Origin of the sequence: Paraburkholderia sp. UYCP14C (assembly GCF_004197395.1) — a bacterium.
GTDB lineage: Bacteria > Pseudomonadota > Gammaproteobacteria > Burkholderiales > Burkholderiaceae > Paraburkholderia.
This window is the reverse complement of the sequence record NZ_SELS01000025.1, coordinates 1-16,197: the sequence shown is the minus strand read 5'-3', so window position 1 is coordinate 16,197 and position 16,197 is coordinate 1. Positions and strand designations below refer to the sequence as shown.

Here is a 16,197-nt window from a genome sequence, read left to right as displayed (position 1 = left end):
CGGCACATACTGTGTCACTTGCGTGATACGAATCGTGTCCATTGCGAATCACGCGCCGCAGCATGGGCCTGTCATCAGCAACGATGCTTCGTTCGGCGAACGATTCGCGCATTCGAGGAGCAACCGCCATGGCAAACACCGAGCACGTCTATACCGACGAAGAGATCCAGCAGCGTCTCGTCGGTCCGCTGCAGCACTGGTATCTGGAAGATGGCTGGCTGCGGCGCAAATACCGCACCGAGGGCTGGAAGGGAACGCTGATGGTGGTCAACACCGTGGGCCATCTCGCGGAAGCCGCGTGGCACCACCCGGATCTGACGGTCTCGTACGCGTTCGTGACCGTGAAGCTGAAAACGCACAGCGCGAAGGGCATCACCGACAAGGACTTCGCGCTCGCGACCAAGATCGAATCGGTGGTCCACTGGCAGCCCGGCCTCGAGGACGGCCCGCTCGAAGGCACGCCGGCCGACGATCAGCGCTTCCGCTATATCAAGTACGACGCGCCCAAACCCGCGTAAGGCAGTTGACGCGGCCGGCTCTCGCCGCATGAAACAGCGCGTGACACAGTGCGCCTTCGGCGTCACACAGCGTCCATGCAGCCGCGAAATCGCGTCCGGCGCGACGCGCCCGTTTAGTGGTGTCAGCGGGCCGAACCCGCGGCGGGAGCCGTTCCGCGCGCCTGGTACGGCTTTCGCTTGAGGTCGCCGGGCGCACTGCCGCTGGAACCCGCGACGCGACGCTTGCGGACGCTGCGCGGCCGAACGCAGTCGCGCGCACCCGCAAGGACACCTGAGGACACTCGAGATGCCGCTTCAGCTTCGTCGCCTGCCGCCACGCGCCCCCATCACGATCGATGCGCCCGCGCGGCTGCATCTGGGCTTTCTCGATCCGAACGCGTCGCTCGGGCGTGCGTTCGGCAGCCTGGGGCTCGTCATCGATACGCACGGCACGCGGCTCGAAGCGCGGCTCGCCGAACGCGAGCAGATCGGCGGCGTGGCGAGCGAGGCCGAGCGCGAGCGGATCGCAGTGAGTCTTGCGCGGCTGCAGGCTGCCTATGGACCGGCGACACTCGCGATCGACGTGCTGGCGGCGCCGCGCGCGCACACCGGCCTCGGTTCCGGCACGCAACTGGCGCTCGCCGTGGGCACCGCGTTCGCACACCTCGTCGGCCAGCCGGCGACGAGCGCCGAGCTCGCCAGCCTGCTCGGGCGCGGCGCGCGCTCCGGCATCGGCATACTCGGCTTCGAGTACGGCGGCCTGCTGCTCGATGGCGGGCCGCCCGGCGATCTGCGCCAGAGCATGCCGCCGCTGCTGTCGCGCCAGCCGTTTCCGCAACAGTGGCGCGTGCTGCTGGTCAGCGACAACAGCCGCGAGGGCTTGCACGGTGCCGAGGAACGCGGCGCGCTAGCGTCGCTCGCGCCGTTTCCGCGGCAGCTCGCCGCGCATCTATGCCATCTGGTGCTGATGCAGATTCTGCCCGGCGCCGCCGAACATAACTTTGCGCCGTTCGCGCACGGCCTGACCGAGCTGCAGCAGACCATCGGAGAATATTTCGCGAGCGCGCAAGGCGGCGTGTTCGCGAGCCCCGACGTCGAGCGCGTGTTGCGCGCGGTCGCCGCCGAACGCACCGCCGGCATCGGCCAGACCTCGTGGGGCCCGACGGGCTTCGCGGTGCTCGCGAGCGCGCGCGAGGCCGAGCGCGCGCTCGAGACCGCACGCGCCGTCGCGAGCGCGCTGCCGCATATCGAATGCAGCGTCGTCGCGGGCCGCAATAGCGGCGCGGCGATCAGCGGTGCCGAGATGCGCGCGCCGCACATCGACGCCGCATGATGCGCGGCCCCGCTCAGGTCGCCGCTCAGGTCGCCGCTCAGGCCGCCGCTTGCCAAAGGCGCGGCCTGAGCTTGCGCCGTCCCCAGGATTGCCACTGAAACGAGCCCCCGCCATGTCAGAAACCATTGAAAGGCCCTACATCCTGCACATGCTCACGGCCACGCCGCAGATGAGTCCGTTCGACGTCAACATGGCCGCCGATGCCGGCTATCAGGTCATCGTGCCGTACTGCAACGTCGAAGCGGGGATGGTCGCGAATCTGACCCAGGACGCGATCTTCTCGCGCGGCCCGAAAGGGGTGTCGCGCACCGGTATCTTCATCGGCGGACGCGACGTGATGCAGGCGGCCGACATGCTCGATACCGCGCGCAAAGCGATGGTGCCGCCGTTCGAAGTCTCGGTGTTCGCCGACCCGAGCGGCTCGTACACGACCGCGGCCGCGCTCGTCGCGCTGGTCGAGCGGCACCTGGGCAAACAGCACGGCGTCGAGCTGGGCGGCAAGCGCGTGCTGATTCTCGGCGGCGCCGGCGCGGTCGGGCGCATCGCGGCGGCGATCGCCGCGTCGCGCGGCGCCGACGTGACGATCGCGAGCCACACCAACCGCGATCGCGCGCTCGGCGCCTCGGCCGAACTCAACCAGCGCTTCGGCATCTTCACCAACGGCATCGGCACCACGACACCCGACGAGCTGCGCGGCGCGCTCGCCGACGCGGAAATCGTGCTCGCGACCGCGCTCGCGGGCGTGCAGGTGGTCGGCAGCGACGACCTCGCGCATGCGAAACGCCTGCTGGTTGCCGCCGATGTCAACGCGGTGCCGCCCGAAGGCATCGCCGGCGTGAACGTGATGAACGACGGCAAGCCGATCGACGGCGTGCCGAACGCGGGCGCGGTCGGCATCGGCGCGCTGGCGATCGGCAACGTCAAGTATCAGGTCGAGCATCGCCTGTTCATGCGCATGCGCACGGGCGGCAAGCCGGTCTACCTCGGCTTCCCGCAAGCCTACGACGAGGCCCGCGCGGTCGCGGCCGGTCTCGGCTGAGAGCAGCCATCGTGAAGCCGCACCGGCCGCTCACGCAGGCGCCGTTCGTCGCGGCCGCCGGCTTGTCCGCGCGCTGGCTCGCGCAGTCCGCGGCGCGCGCCGGCCTGCACGTCGCCGCGCTCGATATCTTCGGCGACCGCGACACGCGCGAGGCCGCCGAACTGTGGTTCGATATCGGCCGCGGCGATGGCGCGCTCGCGATCGATCGGGCGCGGCTCGTCGATGCGCTTGCGCGTGTCGCGCGCCTGCCGGGTTTGCTTGGCTGGATCGGTGGCAGCGGGCTCGAACCTTTGATGCTGGACTTGTGCCGGGAGCCCGGCTTGCCGCGCTTTCTCGGCAACGGTGCCGAAACGATCGCGGCCGTGCGCGAGCCGCGGCGCTTCTTCGCGCTGCTCGACGCGTTGCGGATCGCGCATCCGGCTGTGTCGTTCGAGCCGCCCGCGACGCCCGACGGCTGGCTGTTCAAGCACGCGGATGGCTGCGGCGGTACGCATATCCGAGCCGCCGACACGGTCGATTCAACGAGCGACTGCGCGCACGGCTACTTCCAGCGCATCGGTCACGGCCGCTCGCTGTCGGCGCTTTTCATCGGCGTGCACGGCCGCGCGCATCTGCTCGGCTTCGCCGAACAACTCACCTGCGTGATCGGCGATCTGCGCTTCGTGCATGCGGGCTCGATCGGGCCGATCGAGTTGCCGCCCACGCTCGTCGCGCACGCGCAGCTTGCACTCGACGCGCTCTGCGCACGCACCGGTCTGGTCGGCATCAACAGCTGCGACTTCCTGTCCGACGGCACTTCGTTCAACGTGCTCGAAATCAACCCGCGCCCTTCGTCGACGATGGCGCTCTACGAAACCGCGTCGCCCGATGCATGGCCAGCCGGCCTGCTCGCCTGCCACCTCGACGCGTGCCGGCACGGACACGCGCCGTCGGCCGTGAGCCTCGCGCTCGCCCGCGCGCCGCGCTGGCGCGCCGGCCAGCGGGTGCTGTTCGCGCAGCGGCCGTTCAACGTGTCGGCGGCGTTCTCCGACGCCTGCCTGCGCGATCCGCAATGCCGCGACGTGCCGATGCCGGGCACCCGCATCGACGTCGGGCAGCCGGTCTGCACGCTGCACGTGCGAGCGGCATCGGCGGACGCGGTGCGCAGCGCGCTCGACGCGCAGCACGAACGCGTCGTCCAACGAATCGAAACCTGCGATGAACCCGACCATGCCTGCCTCCACGCCCACAGCTGAGACTTCCCCGCCCGCCGCGCTGCCGAGCGTGAACGCGCTTTCAGAGCGCCTCGTCGCACGGCTCGTCGAGCAGGCGGCGCACCTCGGCGTCGCGCTCACGCGCACGCCCGGCGGCACCGTGATCGCGGACGCCGGCGTCGACGCGCGCGGCAGTCTCGACGCGGGCGTGCTGATCGCGCGGATCTGCATGGGCGGTCTCGGCCGCGTCGCGGTGCGCGCGAACTTCGACGCCGCGCCGCTGTGGCCGACGATGCTCGAGGTCAGCACCTCGTCGCCGGTGCTCGCCTGTCTCGGCAGCCAGTACGCGGGCTGGAGCCTGTCGGCGACCAAGGAGCAGACCGGCGGCAAGAAATTCTTTTCGCTCGGCTCGGGACCGGCGCGCGCGCTCGCGGTCAAGGAGCCGCTATTCGACGAACTCGGCTATCGCGACCGCCACGAACGCGGCGCGCTGGTGCTCGAAGTGGATCGCCTGCCGCCGCAGGTCGTGATCGACAAGGTGCTGCACGATTGCGGCCTCGCGCCCGACCACCTGACGGTGATCGTCACGCCGACACACTCTGTCGCGGGAACGGTACAGGTGGTGGCTCGCGTCGTCGAAGTTGCGCTGCACAAGGTGCACGTGCTCGGCGTGCCGCTCGACGAGATCGTCGCGGGCACGGGCTCGGCGCCGCTGCCGCCGCCCGCGCCCGACGGCATTCAGGCGATGGGCCGCACCAACGACGCGATCCTGTACGGCGGCCGCGTGCATCTGACCGTTCAGCACGACGAGATCGCACAGCGTCTCGCCGACAGCCTCCCCTCCGCCAATTCGCGCGACTACGGCCGGCCGTTCGCGGACGTGTTCACCGCCGTCAACTTCGACTTCTATCAGATCGATCCCGCGCTGTTCGCGCCCGCCGAGGTGTGGGTCAGCAGCCTCGAAAGCGGCGCGACCTATCATGGCGGCCGCCTCGACGCCGGCCTGCTGCGCAATCAGTGGGGCGGCGAGTCCGTCGCGCGATGATGACTACGCCAAACCTGCGCATCGCGATCATGACCGACGAAACCGGCTGGCACACCGGCCGGCTGAAAAGAGCGTTCCGCGCGCGCGGCGCCGAAGCGCGCTGCGTCGATCTCGCGGATTGCCGCATCGACACCACGTGGCTGCCGCACGGCCTCGTGATCCCGGGCTTCGGCCGCGCGCTGCCGGACGCGGTGTTCGTGCGCGGCATCGCCGGCGGCACCTTCGAGCAGGTGACGCTGCGCCTGGGTATCCTGCACGCGCTGCGCGAGTCGGGCGTGCCGGTCTACAACGATGCGCGCGCGATCGAGCGCAGCGTCGACAAATCGATGACGAGCTTCCTGCTGCATCGCGCCGGCGTGCCGACACCGGCGACGTGGGCCGGCGAATCCGCCGCCTTCGCGCAACGCGTACTGATGCGCGAAGCGGCCGCCGGCCGTCAGGTCGTGCTCAAGCCGCTGTTCGGTTCGCAAGGCCACGGGCTCAAGCGGCTCGGTGCGCGCGGCGGGTTGCTGGCGCCGTTGCCGTCGCTTGCGCGTTACCGGCAGGTCGCTTATCTGCAGCGCTTCGTCGCCGGAGGCCGGTCCGGTTTCGACTGGCGCGTGCTGGTGATCGGCGGCAACGCGGTGGCGGCGATGCGGCGCAGCGGCGGCAAAGGCTGGATTCACAACGTCGCGCAAGGCGCACGCTGCGAGCCCGCCGAACTGACGGTTCCGCTCGCGCAGACGGCAGTGCGCGCAACCGCCGCGCTCGGACTCGATTACGCGGGCGTCGACCTGATCCCGAATCCCGACCCCGCCGACGACGCCGCGCTGCCGCTCGTGCTCGAAGTCAACGGCGTGGCCGCGTGGCGCGGCTTGCAGTCGGTCGTGCCGCTCGACGTCGCGGCGGCGCTGGTCGACGATCTGCTCGATCGCAAGCTCGCGGCGCAACGGCGTGCGAACCAGCAAGCCGAGCAAGCCGATAGCGACGGGTTGCCGAAGCAGTCTCCACAGCGCCGGGCTTGACCGCGATGCCCGACGCTCATGCGATTCCCGTCGAGCGCGCGCGTGCGGCCTTCCTCGAAGCCTGCGCGCTCGACGTCACCACGCCGAAACCCGGCAACGTCAGCACCCGCAGCCCCGGGCACGGCATGCAGGCGGCACAGTTCCTGGCCAGCGCGGACGCGTCGCTCGATGCGCTATTCGCACGCGGCGCCCGCGTCGGGCAACGCATTCTCGACGCGGTCACGCGCACGCGCGCGGCCGTCGGTTGCAATACGAATCTCGGCATCGTGCTGCTGGTCGCGCCGCTCGCCGCGGCCCTCGACGAAGCCGGCGACCAGCCGATGTCGGCGCAAGCGTGGCGCGCCGCCGCCGGCGACGTGCTGAGCCGGCTCGACGTCGAAGACGCGCGCCTGGCCTACCGCGCGATCGCGCTCGCCAATCCGGGCGGCCTCGGCGACGCACCCGAGCAATCGGTCCACGCGCCGCCGACGATCGGCCTGCGCGACGCGATGCGGCTCGCCAGTGAGCGAGACAGCATCGCGCGGCAGTACGCGAACGGTTTCGCGGACCTGTTCGACACCGGCCTCGCGGCGTACCGGGAAGCCTCGGCGCAGGCGCACGAAGCAGCGCCCGAAACCGCTAACGAAATCGCGATGCTCAACGTGTTTCTCGCGTTCCTCGGCGGCTGGCCCGACTCTCACATTGTGCGCAAGCACGGGCTCGCGCTGGCGCAGAGTGTCACGCTCGTGGCACGTGAGGAGCACGCGCGCTGGCGCCAAACCCCGCTCGCGGCGCGCCGCCCGGCGAGCGATCCGCAGCTCGATGCCTGGGATGCCGAATTGAAGGCACGCGCGATCAATCCCGGCACCAGTGCGGACCTCGCGGTGGCCACGCTGTTCATCGCGCGCTGTATCGAAGGGCGCGGTTAACCCTGAATCGTATGGACTGAAAACGCGCTCGCGAGGCGCGCGGGCGCGCTTGCAGCCGCAACTGGCACGGAACCTGTTAGTTAGTACCGCCGTGCATCCGCACCGCTCTCGCGATGCTTGTCTGGACGATCGCGGGCGGCGCCTCGTCAGCAGGTCCATACCTACTCATTGGAGGAACAGAATGGCCAAGATCAACCGCGTCATGATCGGTGAGTCGCTAGTCGGCGACGGCAACGAGGTCGCGCACATCGACTTGCTGATCGGACCGCGAGGTTCGGCTGCGGAGACCGCGTTCTGCAACGCCCTCACCAACAACAAGGACGGCTTCACGTCGCTACTCGCCGTCGTCGCCCCGAATCTCATCACGAAGCCCAATACGATCCTGTTCAACAAGGTGACGATCAAAGGCGCCAAGCAGGCGGTGCAGATGTTCGGCCCGGCTCAACATGCGGTCGCGCTCGCGGTGGCCGACAGCGTCGAGGACGGCACGATTCCCGCGGACGAGGCCGACGATCTGTTCGTCTGCGTCGGCGTCTTCATCCACTGGCAGGCCGAGGACGACAAGAAGATCCAGCAGTTCAACTATCAGGCGACCCGCGAGGCGATCAAGCGCGCGGTCAGCGGCGAACCGAGCGCGGCTGAAGTAGTATCGAAGAAAGGCACCGTCGCGCACCCGTTCGCTCCGAACTGACGGCGCGTGCCAGCGCAGGAGACGCGGCGCCCTCAGCGGTGTCGTCCGCGATGCTTATCGCCATGCGATTCGCGGCGTCATGGCCGGCCCCGCCTCCTCGCGCATCCCGTCGCCTCGCGGCCGCAAGGCATGCACCTCGAATCGCGGTTCGTGAAGCAGGTTCAATGCTCTCGCAGAGGCATTCAATGAACAACCGATGTCGCGCGCTTCTCGCCTTTACCTCGCTCGTGCTCGCCGCGCCGCTCGCGTGGGCGGACGGCGGCTACAACTATCCGACCGAGGGCCGCGTCGAATACGTGCTCAGTTGCATGGACGATAACGGCCACGATTTCGCAAACGTCTACAAGTGCTCGTGCGTGATCGACAAGATGGCCACCTCGCTGCCGTACGACGAATTCGTCGACCAGTCGACCTTCTCGAAGTACGCGACGCTAGGCGGCGAAGGCGGCGCGGAATTCCGCGTCGATCATGCGAAGGCGGAAACCAAACGGTTCCGTGCGCTGCAAACGAGCGCGTATCAGGCGTGCGGACTCGGTCCGCAGAAAACCTCGACCGTGGCGAAATGAGCGGTGTCTGGAGCGCGCTGGGTGTGCGGGGCGTGCCGGTAGGCGTGCCCGGCTAGGCGCGCCCGGCTAGGCGCGCCCGGCTAGGCGTGCCCAGCTACGCGCCCCCCACTAGGCGTGCCCGGCTACGCGCCCCGCTCAATTCGGCACCAGCCCCTCGCCCAGCGACGCGTAACGCGCGAGGCCCACGGCGGCCGCCGAGCCATCGCCGCGACGCCGCTCGATCTGCACGCCGACGGCCGCGAGATCGGCAAATTTGGCCGGCTTCGCGAGCGACACGCGCACCCAGTGCGCGCCGAAGTCGGCGATCAGCAGTTGCGCGATGGTCTCGGCGAGCGCCTCCAGCAGCCGCACGCGATGCGACGCGAATAGCGCGAGCAGCGCCTCGCGCACCGCCGCATAGTTGACCGTATCTTCGATCCGGTCCGTCGTGCACGCGCGGATCGCAGGCACGCCGATGGCCAGATTCACACGCACCGGTTGCGCAACATGCTGCTCGCTGCTATCGATTCCGATGACCGTCTGACCGATGAAGTTCTCGATGAATACGATGTCGAGGCGCTCGGGCAGCCCGCCCGCATTCGAGGAATTGGCGCCGAGACTGGAAAATGCGGCAAGGCGAACAGTATCGATACGATCCATGATGGTCTCCGCCGCGGCGCGGCCCAAGGTTGACTAGCCTGTATGAAGAGCGGAACGATAGAACAGTAGAACAGTAGAACTGAACGACCCGCGGCACACTCTGTGCCGAAGCTGCCACAGGCATGCAACATGCAAACCGTTTAACGCGTCGCGCATCGAGAAAAGCAAATTTCGGGCACGGTGAGGTAAACCCAGTGTGACTTTCTGTTGAACCAATCTGGCATCGGGCGTATTGTTTTAAATACCCGCCTGGTAGCAGGGCCGGTCGCGAGGGCGCAGGCGAACCGAGATTACGCCGCACCGAGGGCAGACAGGCTTGATAAAGCGGCATTCGCGGCGTGCGAAGCAGTCACGCTTCCGAAATGACGCAACGGAGACAAATCCCATGTCGTTGCTCGCTGACAGCAATACGCACGTCCGGGAAGTTCTGAACGTCGTCAACCATCAGTTGACCACGCGGCCGACAAGCGAATGCGTCGCTCAATCGTGGACGCGCTGCATCAACGAATTCCAGCTGGATCCCGCGCGTTTCGTCCCGCCACCGGTGCTGACCGAGTACGAACTCAGCGCCCGCCGTGAGGCACTCGGCGATCTGATCGCGTGTTCGAAGCTCGAGATGACCACGCTCTATCAGCAACTGGCCGACCCGGAACTCGCGGTCGTGCTCGTCGATTCGGGCGGCGTGATCGTGCATCAGGTGTCGTCCGTGCCGTTCGCCGAGGCGGTCGCCGGCGACGGCTTTCGCGTCGGCGCGCTGTGGAGCGAACGCGAAGCCGGCACCAACGGCATGGGCACCTGTCTCGCGGAGCGCGACTGCATCGCCGTCTGTCAGCACGAGCATTTCTATCCGCGCTATACGTCGCTCACCTGCTCGGCCGCGCCGATCTTCGACGACGGCGGCGAAATCGCCGGCGTGCTCGACGTCACGAGCCGCTCGAAGCTGCTGCAGCAGCACTCGCTGGTGCTGGTCGGCATGTCGCGGCAGATGATCGAAAACCGTCTGCTCGATGCGCGCTACCGGCACGCCAACATGATCCATTTCCACAGCCGCCCGGAATTCGTCGGCACGCTGCACGGCGGCAAGCTCGCGGTCGGCGACGACAGCACCGTGCTCGCCGCGAATCGCAGCGCGCTGTTCCAGCTCGGCTTCCGCTCGTTGAGCGAGCTGCGCGGCCGGCGCATCGAGGAAGCGTTCAACGCGTCGCTCGAAGACATGATCGCGCGCAGCATTCGCGGCTCGTTCCATCCGGTCACCGTCTACAGCGCAAATGCGACGAACCGCTTTTTCCTCGTCGCGCAGACGCCGCAGAACGCGACCGGGCGCGTGACCCGCGTGCTCGTCAGCGACTCCGCGCTGCGCGGCAACACCGCCGAAAAACACGAGAAACACGAGAAGCACCCACCGGTGCCGAAGCTCGACGAGATCGCCCACCTCGAATTCGGCGACCCGCGCATGGCCTCGCAGATCCAACTGGCCGCGCGCGTGATCCAGCGCAAGATTCCGATCGTGCTGCGCGGCCAGACCGGCACCGGCAAGGAAGTCTTCGCGCAGGCGCTGCATAGCATCAGCCCGCACGCCGACGGTCCGTTCGTGCCGGTCAACTGCGCGTCGCTGCCGGAGAACCTGATCGAGAGCGAGCTGTTCGGCTATCGCGCGGGCGCGTTTACCGGCGCGCAGCGCGAAGGACGGCGCGGCAAGATCGTGCAGGCCAACGGCGGCACCCTGTTTCTCGACGAGATCGGCGACATGCCGCTCGTGCTGCAGGCGCGCCTGCTGCGCGTGATCGAGGAACACGAGGTTACGCCGCTCGGCGCCGAGACCACCGTCAAGGTCAATTTCCAGCTGATCAGCGCGAGCCACCGCAATCTGCTCGAACTCGTGCAGAGCGGCCAGTTCCGCGAGGACCTGTACTACCGGCTCAAAGGCGTCGAGCTGAATCTGCCGGCGCTGCGCGAGCGCGTCGACAAGCTGCCGCTGATCCATCATCTGCTCGCCAACGAAACCGACGATCCGCCCGATCTGACGGCGGAAGCCGAACACGCGCTGCTCACCTATGCGTGGCCCGGCAACATCCGTCAGCTGCGTCACGTGTTGCAGATGGCGATCGCGCTGTCCGACGGTGAGCCGATCCGCTGCGAGCATCTGCCGCCCGAGGTCACGCAACGCATGTCGGCGGTCGACATGCCGACCGCGCTGCGGCTGGCGAGCGCGGACATAGACGGGCATCTCGCCGACGAAGCGGACATTTCTTCGCTGAACGCGATCCAGCTGAACGAGCGCGACACGGTGCTGTCGCTGCTCGACGAGCATCGCTGGAACGTCAGCAACGTCGCGAAAGCGCTCGGCATCAGCCGCAACACGCTGTACCGCAAGATGCGCCGGCTGCACATCCGGCTGTCGCACGAAGGCTCGCCGCCGGACGGCATGCCGCTCGATCTCGACGCATGACCCAGTCGTCCCCCACCGAGTCAGCGCACCAGGCCGCCCGCGATCTCGCCAACTTCAAGCCGGATGCGCGCTTCGCGTGGTGCGTGACCGGCTCCGGTCACATGCTTGAAGAATCGATCGCGCTCGCGCGGCGCTTGCCGCGCGTCGATCTGTTTCTGTCCGCGGCGGCCGAGGAAGTGCTGCCGCTCTATGGCTGGTCGCTCGACAAGCTGCGCGAACAGTTTCGCGTGCTGCGCGACAACAGCGCGAGCGGCGTGCCGGTCGGCATGCTGTATCACGGCGTCTATCACACGGTCGTGATCGCGCCCGCCACCAGCAACACCGTCGCCAAATGCGCGTACGGCATCTCCGATACGCTGCCGACCAACATGTACGCGCAGGCCGGCAAGCAATGCATCCCCGGCATCGTGTTTGCGTGCGACACCGAACCGAGCGTGATCACGCATAGCCCGGACGAATGGGTCGAACTGCGGCCACGGGCGATCGAACTCGACAACGTCGAGCGTCTGGCGCGCTTCGAATACACGACGCTCGTGCGCTCGCTCGACGAACTCGAAGCGGCGCTCGCCCAACGCCTCGCGACCCTCGCTCTCGCATGGACCACCTCCTCTTCCTGACCGGCCGGCTTGCCGAACCGAGCCTGCGGCGCGTGCTGGACGGCATGGCGCCGACGCCGTTCAGCTGGGAGGTGCGTGAAATCGGTCTGCAGGTCGCCGCGTTGATGACCGCCGAGCTGATCCAGCGCCGCGTACCCGCGCCGCTCGCGGCGCAGCGCGTGATCGTGCCGGGCCGCTGCCGCGGCGATCTCGATGCGTTGAGAAAACACTATGGCGTGCCGTTCGAGCGCGGCCCCGACGAGGTGAAGGACTTGCCGCAGTTCTTCGGCCACAAGGCGAAGCCGTTCGATCTAAGCCGCTACGACACGGAGATTTTCGCGGAGATCGTCGACGCGCCGCGGCTCGACCTCGACGGCATCGCGGCAAGGGCGCGCGAGTATGCGGCCCAGGGCGCGGACGTGATCGACATAGGCTGTCTGCCGGACACGGCGTTTCCGCATCTCGAAGACGCGGTGCGGCGGCTGAAGGCCGAAGGCTATCGCGTCAGCGTCGATTCGATGCGCGACGACGAGTTGCTGCGCGGCGGCCGCGCGGGCGCCGACTATCTGATGAGCCTGAACCTCGACACGCTGTGGATCGCCGATGAAGTGCCGTCGACGCCGATCCTCGTCGCGCGCGAACCGGGCGACCCAGCCTCGCTCGACAGCGCGATTGAAGCGCTGACGGCACGCGGCCGCGCGTTTCTCGCCGATCCGATTCTCGATCCGATTCCGTTCGGGCTGGCCGCGTCGATTGCGCGCTATGTGCGCTTGCGCGAGCGCTATCCCGACATCGCGATCATGATGGGCATCGGCAACGTGACCGAACTGACCGAGGCCGACACGAGCGGCATCAACGCGGTGCTGCTCGGCATGGCGGCCGAATTGCACGTTGGCGCGGTGCTGACGACGTCGGTGAGTCTGCATGCGCGGCGCGCGCTGCGCGAAGCCGATGTCGCGCGTCGCGTGATGCATGCCGCGCGCGATGCGCAGGTGCTGCCGAAGGGCATCAGCGGCGAACTCGCGACGGTCCATGCGAAACGCCCGTTTCCGTACAGCGCCGAAGAAATCGACGAATTCGCGCGCGGCGTGCGGGACCCGAATTTCCGCGTGCAGATCAGCGACGACGGCATTCACGTGTACAACCGCGACGGCCATCGACGCGGTGACGATCCGTTCACGCTGTACCCGCAGTTGAACCTGGAAACCGACGGCGGCCACGCGTTCTATATGGGCGTGCAGCTTGCGCGCGCCGAGATCGCATGGCGGCTCGGCAAGCGCTTCGATCAGGACCAGCCGCTCGACTGGGGCTGCGCGGTCGACCGGCCCGAGGAAGATCTCAAAGTGTGGTGTGCGCCGGGCGAGACGATGAAGAAGCGCTGAAAAACGCGGCGTCATCTGTGCATGGCGACCTTGCGCGAGTGTTCGTCGAGCGTAGCCAGTTCGCCGCGCATGCCGCGAATCGCCAGTGCGCGATCGCTCGCTCCAAAATGGCTCGGAGCCCTGTCACATACGGCTCGGACAGCCGGCCAGAAGTGGTCGTACCTACACCTGTCCGAATCAACTACCAAGGCGAATCATTGGGACCTCAGCATGCATTCGCAGTGTTTGAGTTCAAATCACTGAACCTCGCGGAGAATCTGCGCCTTGCAGTGTTCGAGCGACTTCGTGTCGCTGTGCGTTATTCCGTACGCGTACTTGCAATAGTCGGCAAAGCTTCTTCGGATGTAGGGCGATAACTCGTCGATCTGCTTGTCGTCACCTTCGTTCGCGAATGGATTAACAAATTCACGCTGGAAAGTCGGAAATTTTTTGACAAAATAAACTTGATGCTGATCATGGTCAATATATGACTCGAAATAGCCGATATACATGACCCAAAGCGACAATGAAACTGCAATCGTTATTGATATCGCGACAACAACCTTAACCTTCATCTTGTCTTATCTCCCCGGCTCTGCTTGCATGTGTGACCAGAAACAAAAGCGCAGCGCCGTGAAGCACGATAAATCGAAGCGTAGGATAGTTCATGAAACTTGTCTCAAATAACAACTAGCCTCATCTTCATGCTAAGATAAATTCACGAACCACGATGGAAGTCCAGCATGCGGCGTAGATACAAAGTATTAATCGGAGTGCCAACATTTTTAGCTTTCCTACCATTCGCAATTAACACCCACATCCCCAACCCACCAACGGCGGCGCCCTGCAGCGATGAGTGGTTTTTCTATATTGAAACAAATTACTTCTCGACGGAGCGAGGGAATTTCTGGAGTGATCCGGTCCGTTTAGACTGGACGACCGAAGGCGATTGGCGATGGTTTGAATACATCGAAGGTAAAGTAGGCGCGCCCCATCCACCGGCTACCATCAACTTGCAGCTACGTTGCCAGCTGCTGCAATCCCATCTTCAGTCGCGAACTTACGTTATCAACGACCTTCTCGATAATTCCATTTCATTTCCCCGGAGCAGATAAGCCTAGTTTTTTCCGAAATGATTCCACGACTTCCATGCCAACATTGCCTGGATATGCCAGCCCTCGCGCGCGATCGCGCTCCATTCACTTAAGATATGATGGAACTCGTTTCTTGCATCTCTCCAACGATTCTGTGTCGTCATTTGCAATTCCAAATCGATATTTGCAGTAGTCCGCAAACATTCGCCTTTCTTTCTCGGGCAGCTTACCCACATCAACATCATCGGCTTCATTAGCGAAAGGATCATGAAACTGGACGCGAAATGTGGGTAACTGCTTGATAAAAAATGTTGTTTGCGTTTCCTCATCGAGATAGGTTTTGACATAGCCTGTATAAAGGAAAGCCAGCACAAGCGCAGCGCTTAGAAACACAAAAAGTAAAATACGAATGGACCTCATGGCGCACTTAACCCGGTCGTCTTACGAAGTTCACCAACCAATGTAAGCCCAACATTTCCGGGGCAAATTTTCCCCTCTCCCGACTGCCCCGGAAACTCGCGATGCCCGCCAAGAGTGTTAATGTGAAAAAAATCACATAAGATGTTGATGAATTTCGCGATTGACTGGCGCTGTATTTCCGGAACAGATGGAGTCGGATCGAATCCCATTCTATGCAGGAATTTTCTTATCGCTGTAACGCTATCATACCCTTCATCTGAACTGGACAGATTTTCCAGCAAGACTATACCAATCACGCCCGTGTTGTAATGGCTAACGTTCTCGCCTTTGAAGCGAATGCCCCTTCCTTCAAACACATTGCCAAAGCAATCTAGCGCATAGTGGTATCCAATGTCGTCCATTGCGTCAACACCACGGTTCATTTGCATGTCTTGAATGTCCTGCAACTGTAGCGCAGCGGGACCGCAATTAAAACTTCGCCCCGCATGGTGAATCGCTATTTTAGTGTAGTCCCAGTCGTCACGCATTCGCTGAGATCGGTTTTTATGTGCCGCCCAGTTGGACCGTTCGATGAAGTTCATTCCGCTTTGTCTGACATGATTAATAATAGCCTGCCTGGTAGCAGCTCGATTGTTAATCGAAATTGAGATGGCCAATGAATTTTCGCCATTGAGATCGGTTTGACCAGTCGTCCAGTGTTCAATCGTGTAATCGACCATTCATAAATCCTTTGATCGGGCTTTAGATCTCGCTTGAGTGACGAAGAAACGACGTGCAAAATAAACGATTTCACACGATTCGTTTTACCAAGGCGTAACGCGACACCTTCTCATGTCTTCGCCAACAATTAAAGGTCGCTTGTATTTGGCTTGAGCCTGCGTTTTGGAGCATTAAAGACCACATGCAACTTGAAAGATTTCGCGCCTTTGGTCTCGATAGTTGCGTAGCCGCCACCATCTGTCGTGCCACTTTGCTGCACACCGCCGACATCGGCAATCCATCTCTGGTCGGCAAGCGGCATGCCAGTTGAACTGTCCCAAACAAATACTCGCTGAGTGTGATTCGGCTGCTCCTGTAGAGCAATCTTGGGCTGAAGCGCTGCTGCGTGGCTTCTATCGGATGCAGCTCTCGCTACCGCCCCAGAACTACTCTCACATTCGAGGAAAATACCCGGATCGCTACCAACGATAACCCGGTTCTTCTTGCACGGACACAGCACAAGATCACCCTCAACGACTACACACCGCCCCTTTTCGGACATGCGCTCGCCCGTGCCATATATCTTGGCTCTTTTGAAATTCAAATGGGTTATGCAGTATGCGGGTTGATCGAAGTGAAGTTGAGCTTGCCAGCGATCAGGAA

Annotated in this window: 17 protein-coding genes; 12 read left to right on the top strand and 5 right to left on the bottom strand. The window is 64.6% G+C overall.

What is annotated here, in order from left to right; genetic code table 11:
• The first annotated feature begins 128 nt into the window (after nucleotides 1–128).
• The 9 genes from EVC45_RS22650 (at nucleotide 129) to EVC45_RS22610 (ending at nucleotide 8,276) form a co-directional block, all read left to right on the top strand.
• Nucleotides 129–518 (top strand): 4a-hydroxytetrahydrobiopterin dehydratase, encoded by a 390-nt coding sequence (locus EVC45_RS22650; RefSeq protein ID WP_129960474.1) that lies wholly within the window; start codon nucleotides 129–131, stop codon nucleotides 516–518.
• Nucleotides 519–804: 286 nt separating this feature from the next.
• Complete coding sequence (locus EVC45_RS22645) at nucleotides 805–1,830, top strand: beta-ribofuranosylaminobenzene 5'-phosphate synthase family protein (protein WP_129960473.1); 1,026 nt, start codon at nucleotides 805–807, stop codon at nucleotides 1,828–1,830.
• A 112-nt stretch (nucleotides 1,831–1,942) separates the two neighbouring features.
• Entirely contained in the window at nucleotides 1,943–2,869 is a 927-nt protein-coding gene (locus EVC45_RS22640) for an NAD(P)-dependent methylenetetrahydromethanopterin dehydrogenase (RefSeq protein ID WP_129960472.1), read from the top strand.
• A gap of 11 nt (nucleotides 2,870–2,880) precedes the next feature.
• The gene (locus EVC45_RS22635) at nucleotides 2,881–4,104 is read left to right on the top strand and encodes an ATP-grasp domain-containing protein (RefSeq protein ID WP_129960471.1); all 1,224 of its coding nucleotides are present in this window, start codon (nucleotides 2,881–2,883) and stop codon (nucleotides 4,102–4,104) included.
• The gene (gene mch, locus EVC45_RS22630) at nucleotides 4,067–5,107 is read left to right on the top strand and encodes a methenyltetrahydromethanopterin cyclohydrolase (protein ID WP_248295215.1); all 1,041 of its coding nucleotides are present in this window, start codon (nucleotides 4,067–4,069) and stop codon (nucleotides 5,105–5,107) included. Before EVC45_RS22635 ends, mch begins: the two co-directional genes overlap by 38 nt.
• Nucleotides 5,104–6,111 carry a RimK family alpha-L-glutamate ligase gene (locus EVC45_RS22625; RefSeq protein WP_129960470.1) on the top strand — a complete coding sequence of 336 codons (1,008 nt, stop codon included), beginning with the start codon at nucleotides 5,104–5,106 and terminating at the stop codon, nucleotides 6,109–6,111. The genes mch and EVC45_RS22625 overlap by 4 nt, the downstream gene beginning before the upstream one ends.
• A gap of 5 nt (nucleotides 6,112–6,116) precedes the next feature.
• Entirely contained in the window at nucleotides 6,117–7,019 is a 903-nt protein-coding gene (locus EVC45_RS22620) for a triphosphoribosyl-dephospho-CoA synthase (RefSeq protein ID WP_129960469.1), read from the top strand.
• A gap of 181 nt (nucleotides 7,020–7,200) precedes the next feature.
• Nucleotides 7,201–7,710 (top strand): formaldehyde-activating enzyme, encoded by a 510-nt coding sequence (fae, locus tag EVC45_RS22615; RefSeq protein WP_129960468.1) that lies wholly within the window; start codon nucleotides 7,201–7,203, stop codon nucleotides 7,708–7,710.
• A gap of 185 nt (nucleotides 7,711–7,895) precedes the next feature.
• Nucleotides 7,896–8,276: a hypothetical protein gene (locus EVC45_RS22610; protein WP_129960467.1), complete on the top strand. Its 381-nt coding sequence runs from the start codon at nucleotides 7,896–7,898 to the stop codon at nucleotides 8,274–8,276.
• Between the two features lie 135 nt (nucleotides 8,277–8,411).
• Here the strand turns inward: EVC45_RS22610 and EVC45_RS22605 are convergent, their stop codons facing one another.
• The gene (locus tag EVC45_RS22605) at nucleotides 8,412–8,915 is read right to left on the bottom strand and encodes a dihydroneopterin aldolase (RefSeq protein ID WP_129960466.1); all 504 of its coding nucleotides are present in this window, start codon (nucleotides 8,913–8,915) and stop codon (nucleotides 8,412–8,414) included.
• A gap of 385 nt (nucleotides 8,916–9,300) precedes the next feature.
• On the opposite strand from EVC45_RS22605, the gene EVC45_RS22600 reads away from it, so the two are divergent.
• Genes EVC45_RS22600 through EVC45_RS22590 form a run of 3 tightly spaced genes read left to right on the top strand, consistent with a single transcriptional unit; the run spans nucleotide 9,301 to nucleotide 13,342 of the window.
• Complete coding sequence (locus EVC45_RS22600; protein WP_129960465.1) at nucleotides 9,301–11,364, top strand: sigma-54-dependent Fis family transcriptional regulator; 2,064 nt, start codon at nucleotides 9,301–9,303, stop codon at nucleotides 11,362–11,364.
• Nucleotides 11,361–11,981: a flavoprotein gene (locus tag EVC45_RS22595; protein ID WP_129960464.1), complete on the top strand. Its 621-nt coding sequence runs from the start codon at nucleotides 11,361–11,363 to the stop codon at nucleotides 11,979–11,981. Before EVC45_RS22600 ends, EVC45_RS22595 begins: the two co-directional genes overlap by 4 nt.
• Entirely contained in the window at nucleotides 11,960–13,342 is a 1,383-nt protein-coding gene (locus tag EVC45_RS22590; protein WP_129960463.1) for a DUF6513 domain-containing protein, read from the top strand. The genes EVC45_RS22595 and EVC45_RS22590 overlap by 22 nt, the downstream gene beginning before the upstream one ends.
• Before the next feature lie 236 nt (nucleotides 13,343–13,578).
• On the opposite strand, the gene EVC45_RS22580 is transcribed toward EVC45_RS22590, so the two are convergent.
• The 4 genes from EVC45_RS22580 to EVC45_RS45700 form a co-directional block, all read right to left on the bottom strand.
• Nucleotides 13,579–13,896 carry a hypothetical protein gene (locus EVC45_RS22580; RefSeq protein WP_129960462.1) on the bottom strand — a complete coding sequence of 106 codons (318 nt, stop codon included), beginning with the start codon at nucleotides 13,894–13,896 and terminating at the stop codon, nucleotides 13,579–13,581.
• 624 nt (nucleotides 13,897–14,520) lie between these two features.
• The gene (locus tag EVC45_RS22575) at nucleotides 14,521–14,835 is read right to left on the bottom strand and encodes a hypothetical protein (RefSeq protein WP_129960461.1); all 315 of its coding nucleotides are present in this window, start codon (nucleotides 14,833–14,835) and stop codon (nucleotides 14,521–14,523) included.
• A complete protein-coding gene (locus EVC45_RS22570; RefSeq protein WP_129960460.1) occupies nucleotides 14,832–15,554 on the bottom strand; it encodes a peptidoglycan recognition family protein in 723 nt (240 codons plus the stop codon). Before EVC45_RS22570 ends, EVC45_RS22575 begins: the two co-directional genes overlap by 4 nt.
• A 128-nt stretch (nucleotides 15,555–15,682) precedes the next feature.
• Nucleotides 15,683–16,197, bottom strand: a 515-nt coding sequence (locus EVC45_RS45700) for a hypothetical protein (protein WP_168991512.1), incomplete at its 5' end; no start/stop codon positions are given.

Excerpts from the sequence above, each read along its gene's own strand:
- EVC45_RS22595 (WP_129960464.1), top strand. The coding sequence starts at position 11,361 with ATGACCCAGTCGTCCCCCACCGAGTCAGCGCACCAGGCCGCCCGCGAT.
- EVC45_RS22610 (WP_129960467.1), top strand. The coding sequence starts at position 7,896 with ATGAACAACCGATGTCGCGCGCTTCTCGCCTTTACCTCGCTCGTGCTC.
- mch (WP_248295215.1), top strand. The coding sequence starts at position 4,067 with ATGAACCCGACCATGCCTGCCTCCACGCCCACAGCTGAGACTTCCCCG.
- EVC45_RS22625 (WP_129960470.1), top strand. The coding sequence starts at position 5,104 with ATGATGACTACGCCAAACCTGCGCATCGCGATCATGACCGACGAAACC.
- EVC45_RS22590 (WP_129960463.1), top strand. The coding sequence starts at position 11,960 with ATGGACCACCTCCTCTTCCTGACCGGCCGGCTTGCCGAACCGAGCCTG.
- EVC45_RS22605 (WP_129960466.1), bottom strand. The coding sequence starts at position 8,915 with ATGGATCGTATCGATACTGTTCGCCTTGCCGCATTTTCCAGTCTCGGC.
- EVC45_RS22600 (WP_129960465.1), top strand. The coding sequence starts at position 9,301 with ATGTCGTTGCTCGCTGACAGCAATACGCACGTCCGGGAAGTTCTGAAC.
- EVC45_RS22575 (WP_129960461.1), bottom strand. The coding sequence starts at position 14,835 with ATGAGGTCCATTCGTATTTTACTTTTTGTGTTTCTAAGCGCTGCGCTT.
- fae (WP_129960468.1), top strand. The coding sequence starts at position 7,201 with ATGGCCAAGATCAACCGCGTCATGATCGGTGAGTCGCTAGTCGGCGAC.
- EVC45_RS22650 (WP_129960474.1), top strand. The coding sequence starts at position 129 with ATGGCAAACACCGAGCACGTCTATACCGACGAAGAGATCCAGCAGCGT.
- EVC45_RS22570 (WP_129960460.1), bottom strand. The coding sequence starts at position 15,554 with ATGGTCGATTACACGATTGAACACTGGACGACTGGTCAAACCGATCTC.
- EVC45_RS22645 (WP_129960473.1), top strand. The coding sequence starts at position 805 with ATGCCGCTTCAGCTTCGTCGCCTGCCGCCACGCGCCCCCATCACGATC.
- EVC45_RS22580 (WP_129960462.1), bottom strand. The coding sequence starts at position 13,896 with ATGAAGGTTAAGGTTGTTGTCGCGATATCAATAACGATTGCAGTTTCA.
- EVC45_RS22640 (WP_129960472.1), top strand. The coding sequence starts at position 1,943 with ATGTCAGAAACCATTGAAAGGCCCTACATCCTGCACATGCTCACGGCC.
- EVC45_RS22620 (WP_129960469.1), top strand. The coding sequence starts at position 6,117 with ATGCCCGACGCTCATGCGATTCCCGTCGAGCGCGCGCGTGCGGCCTTC.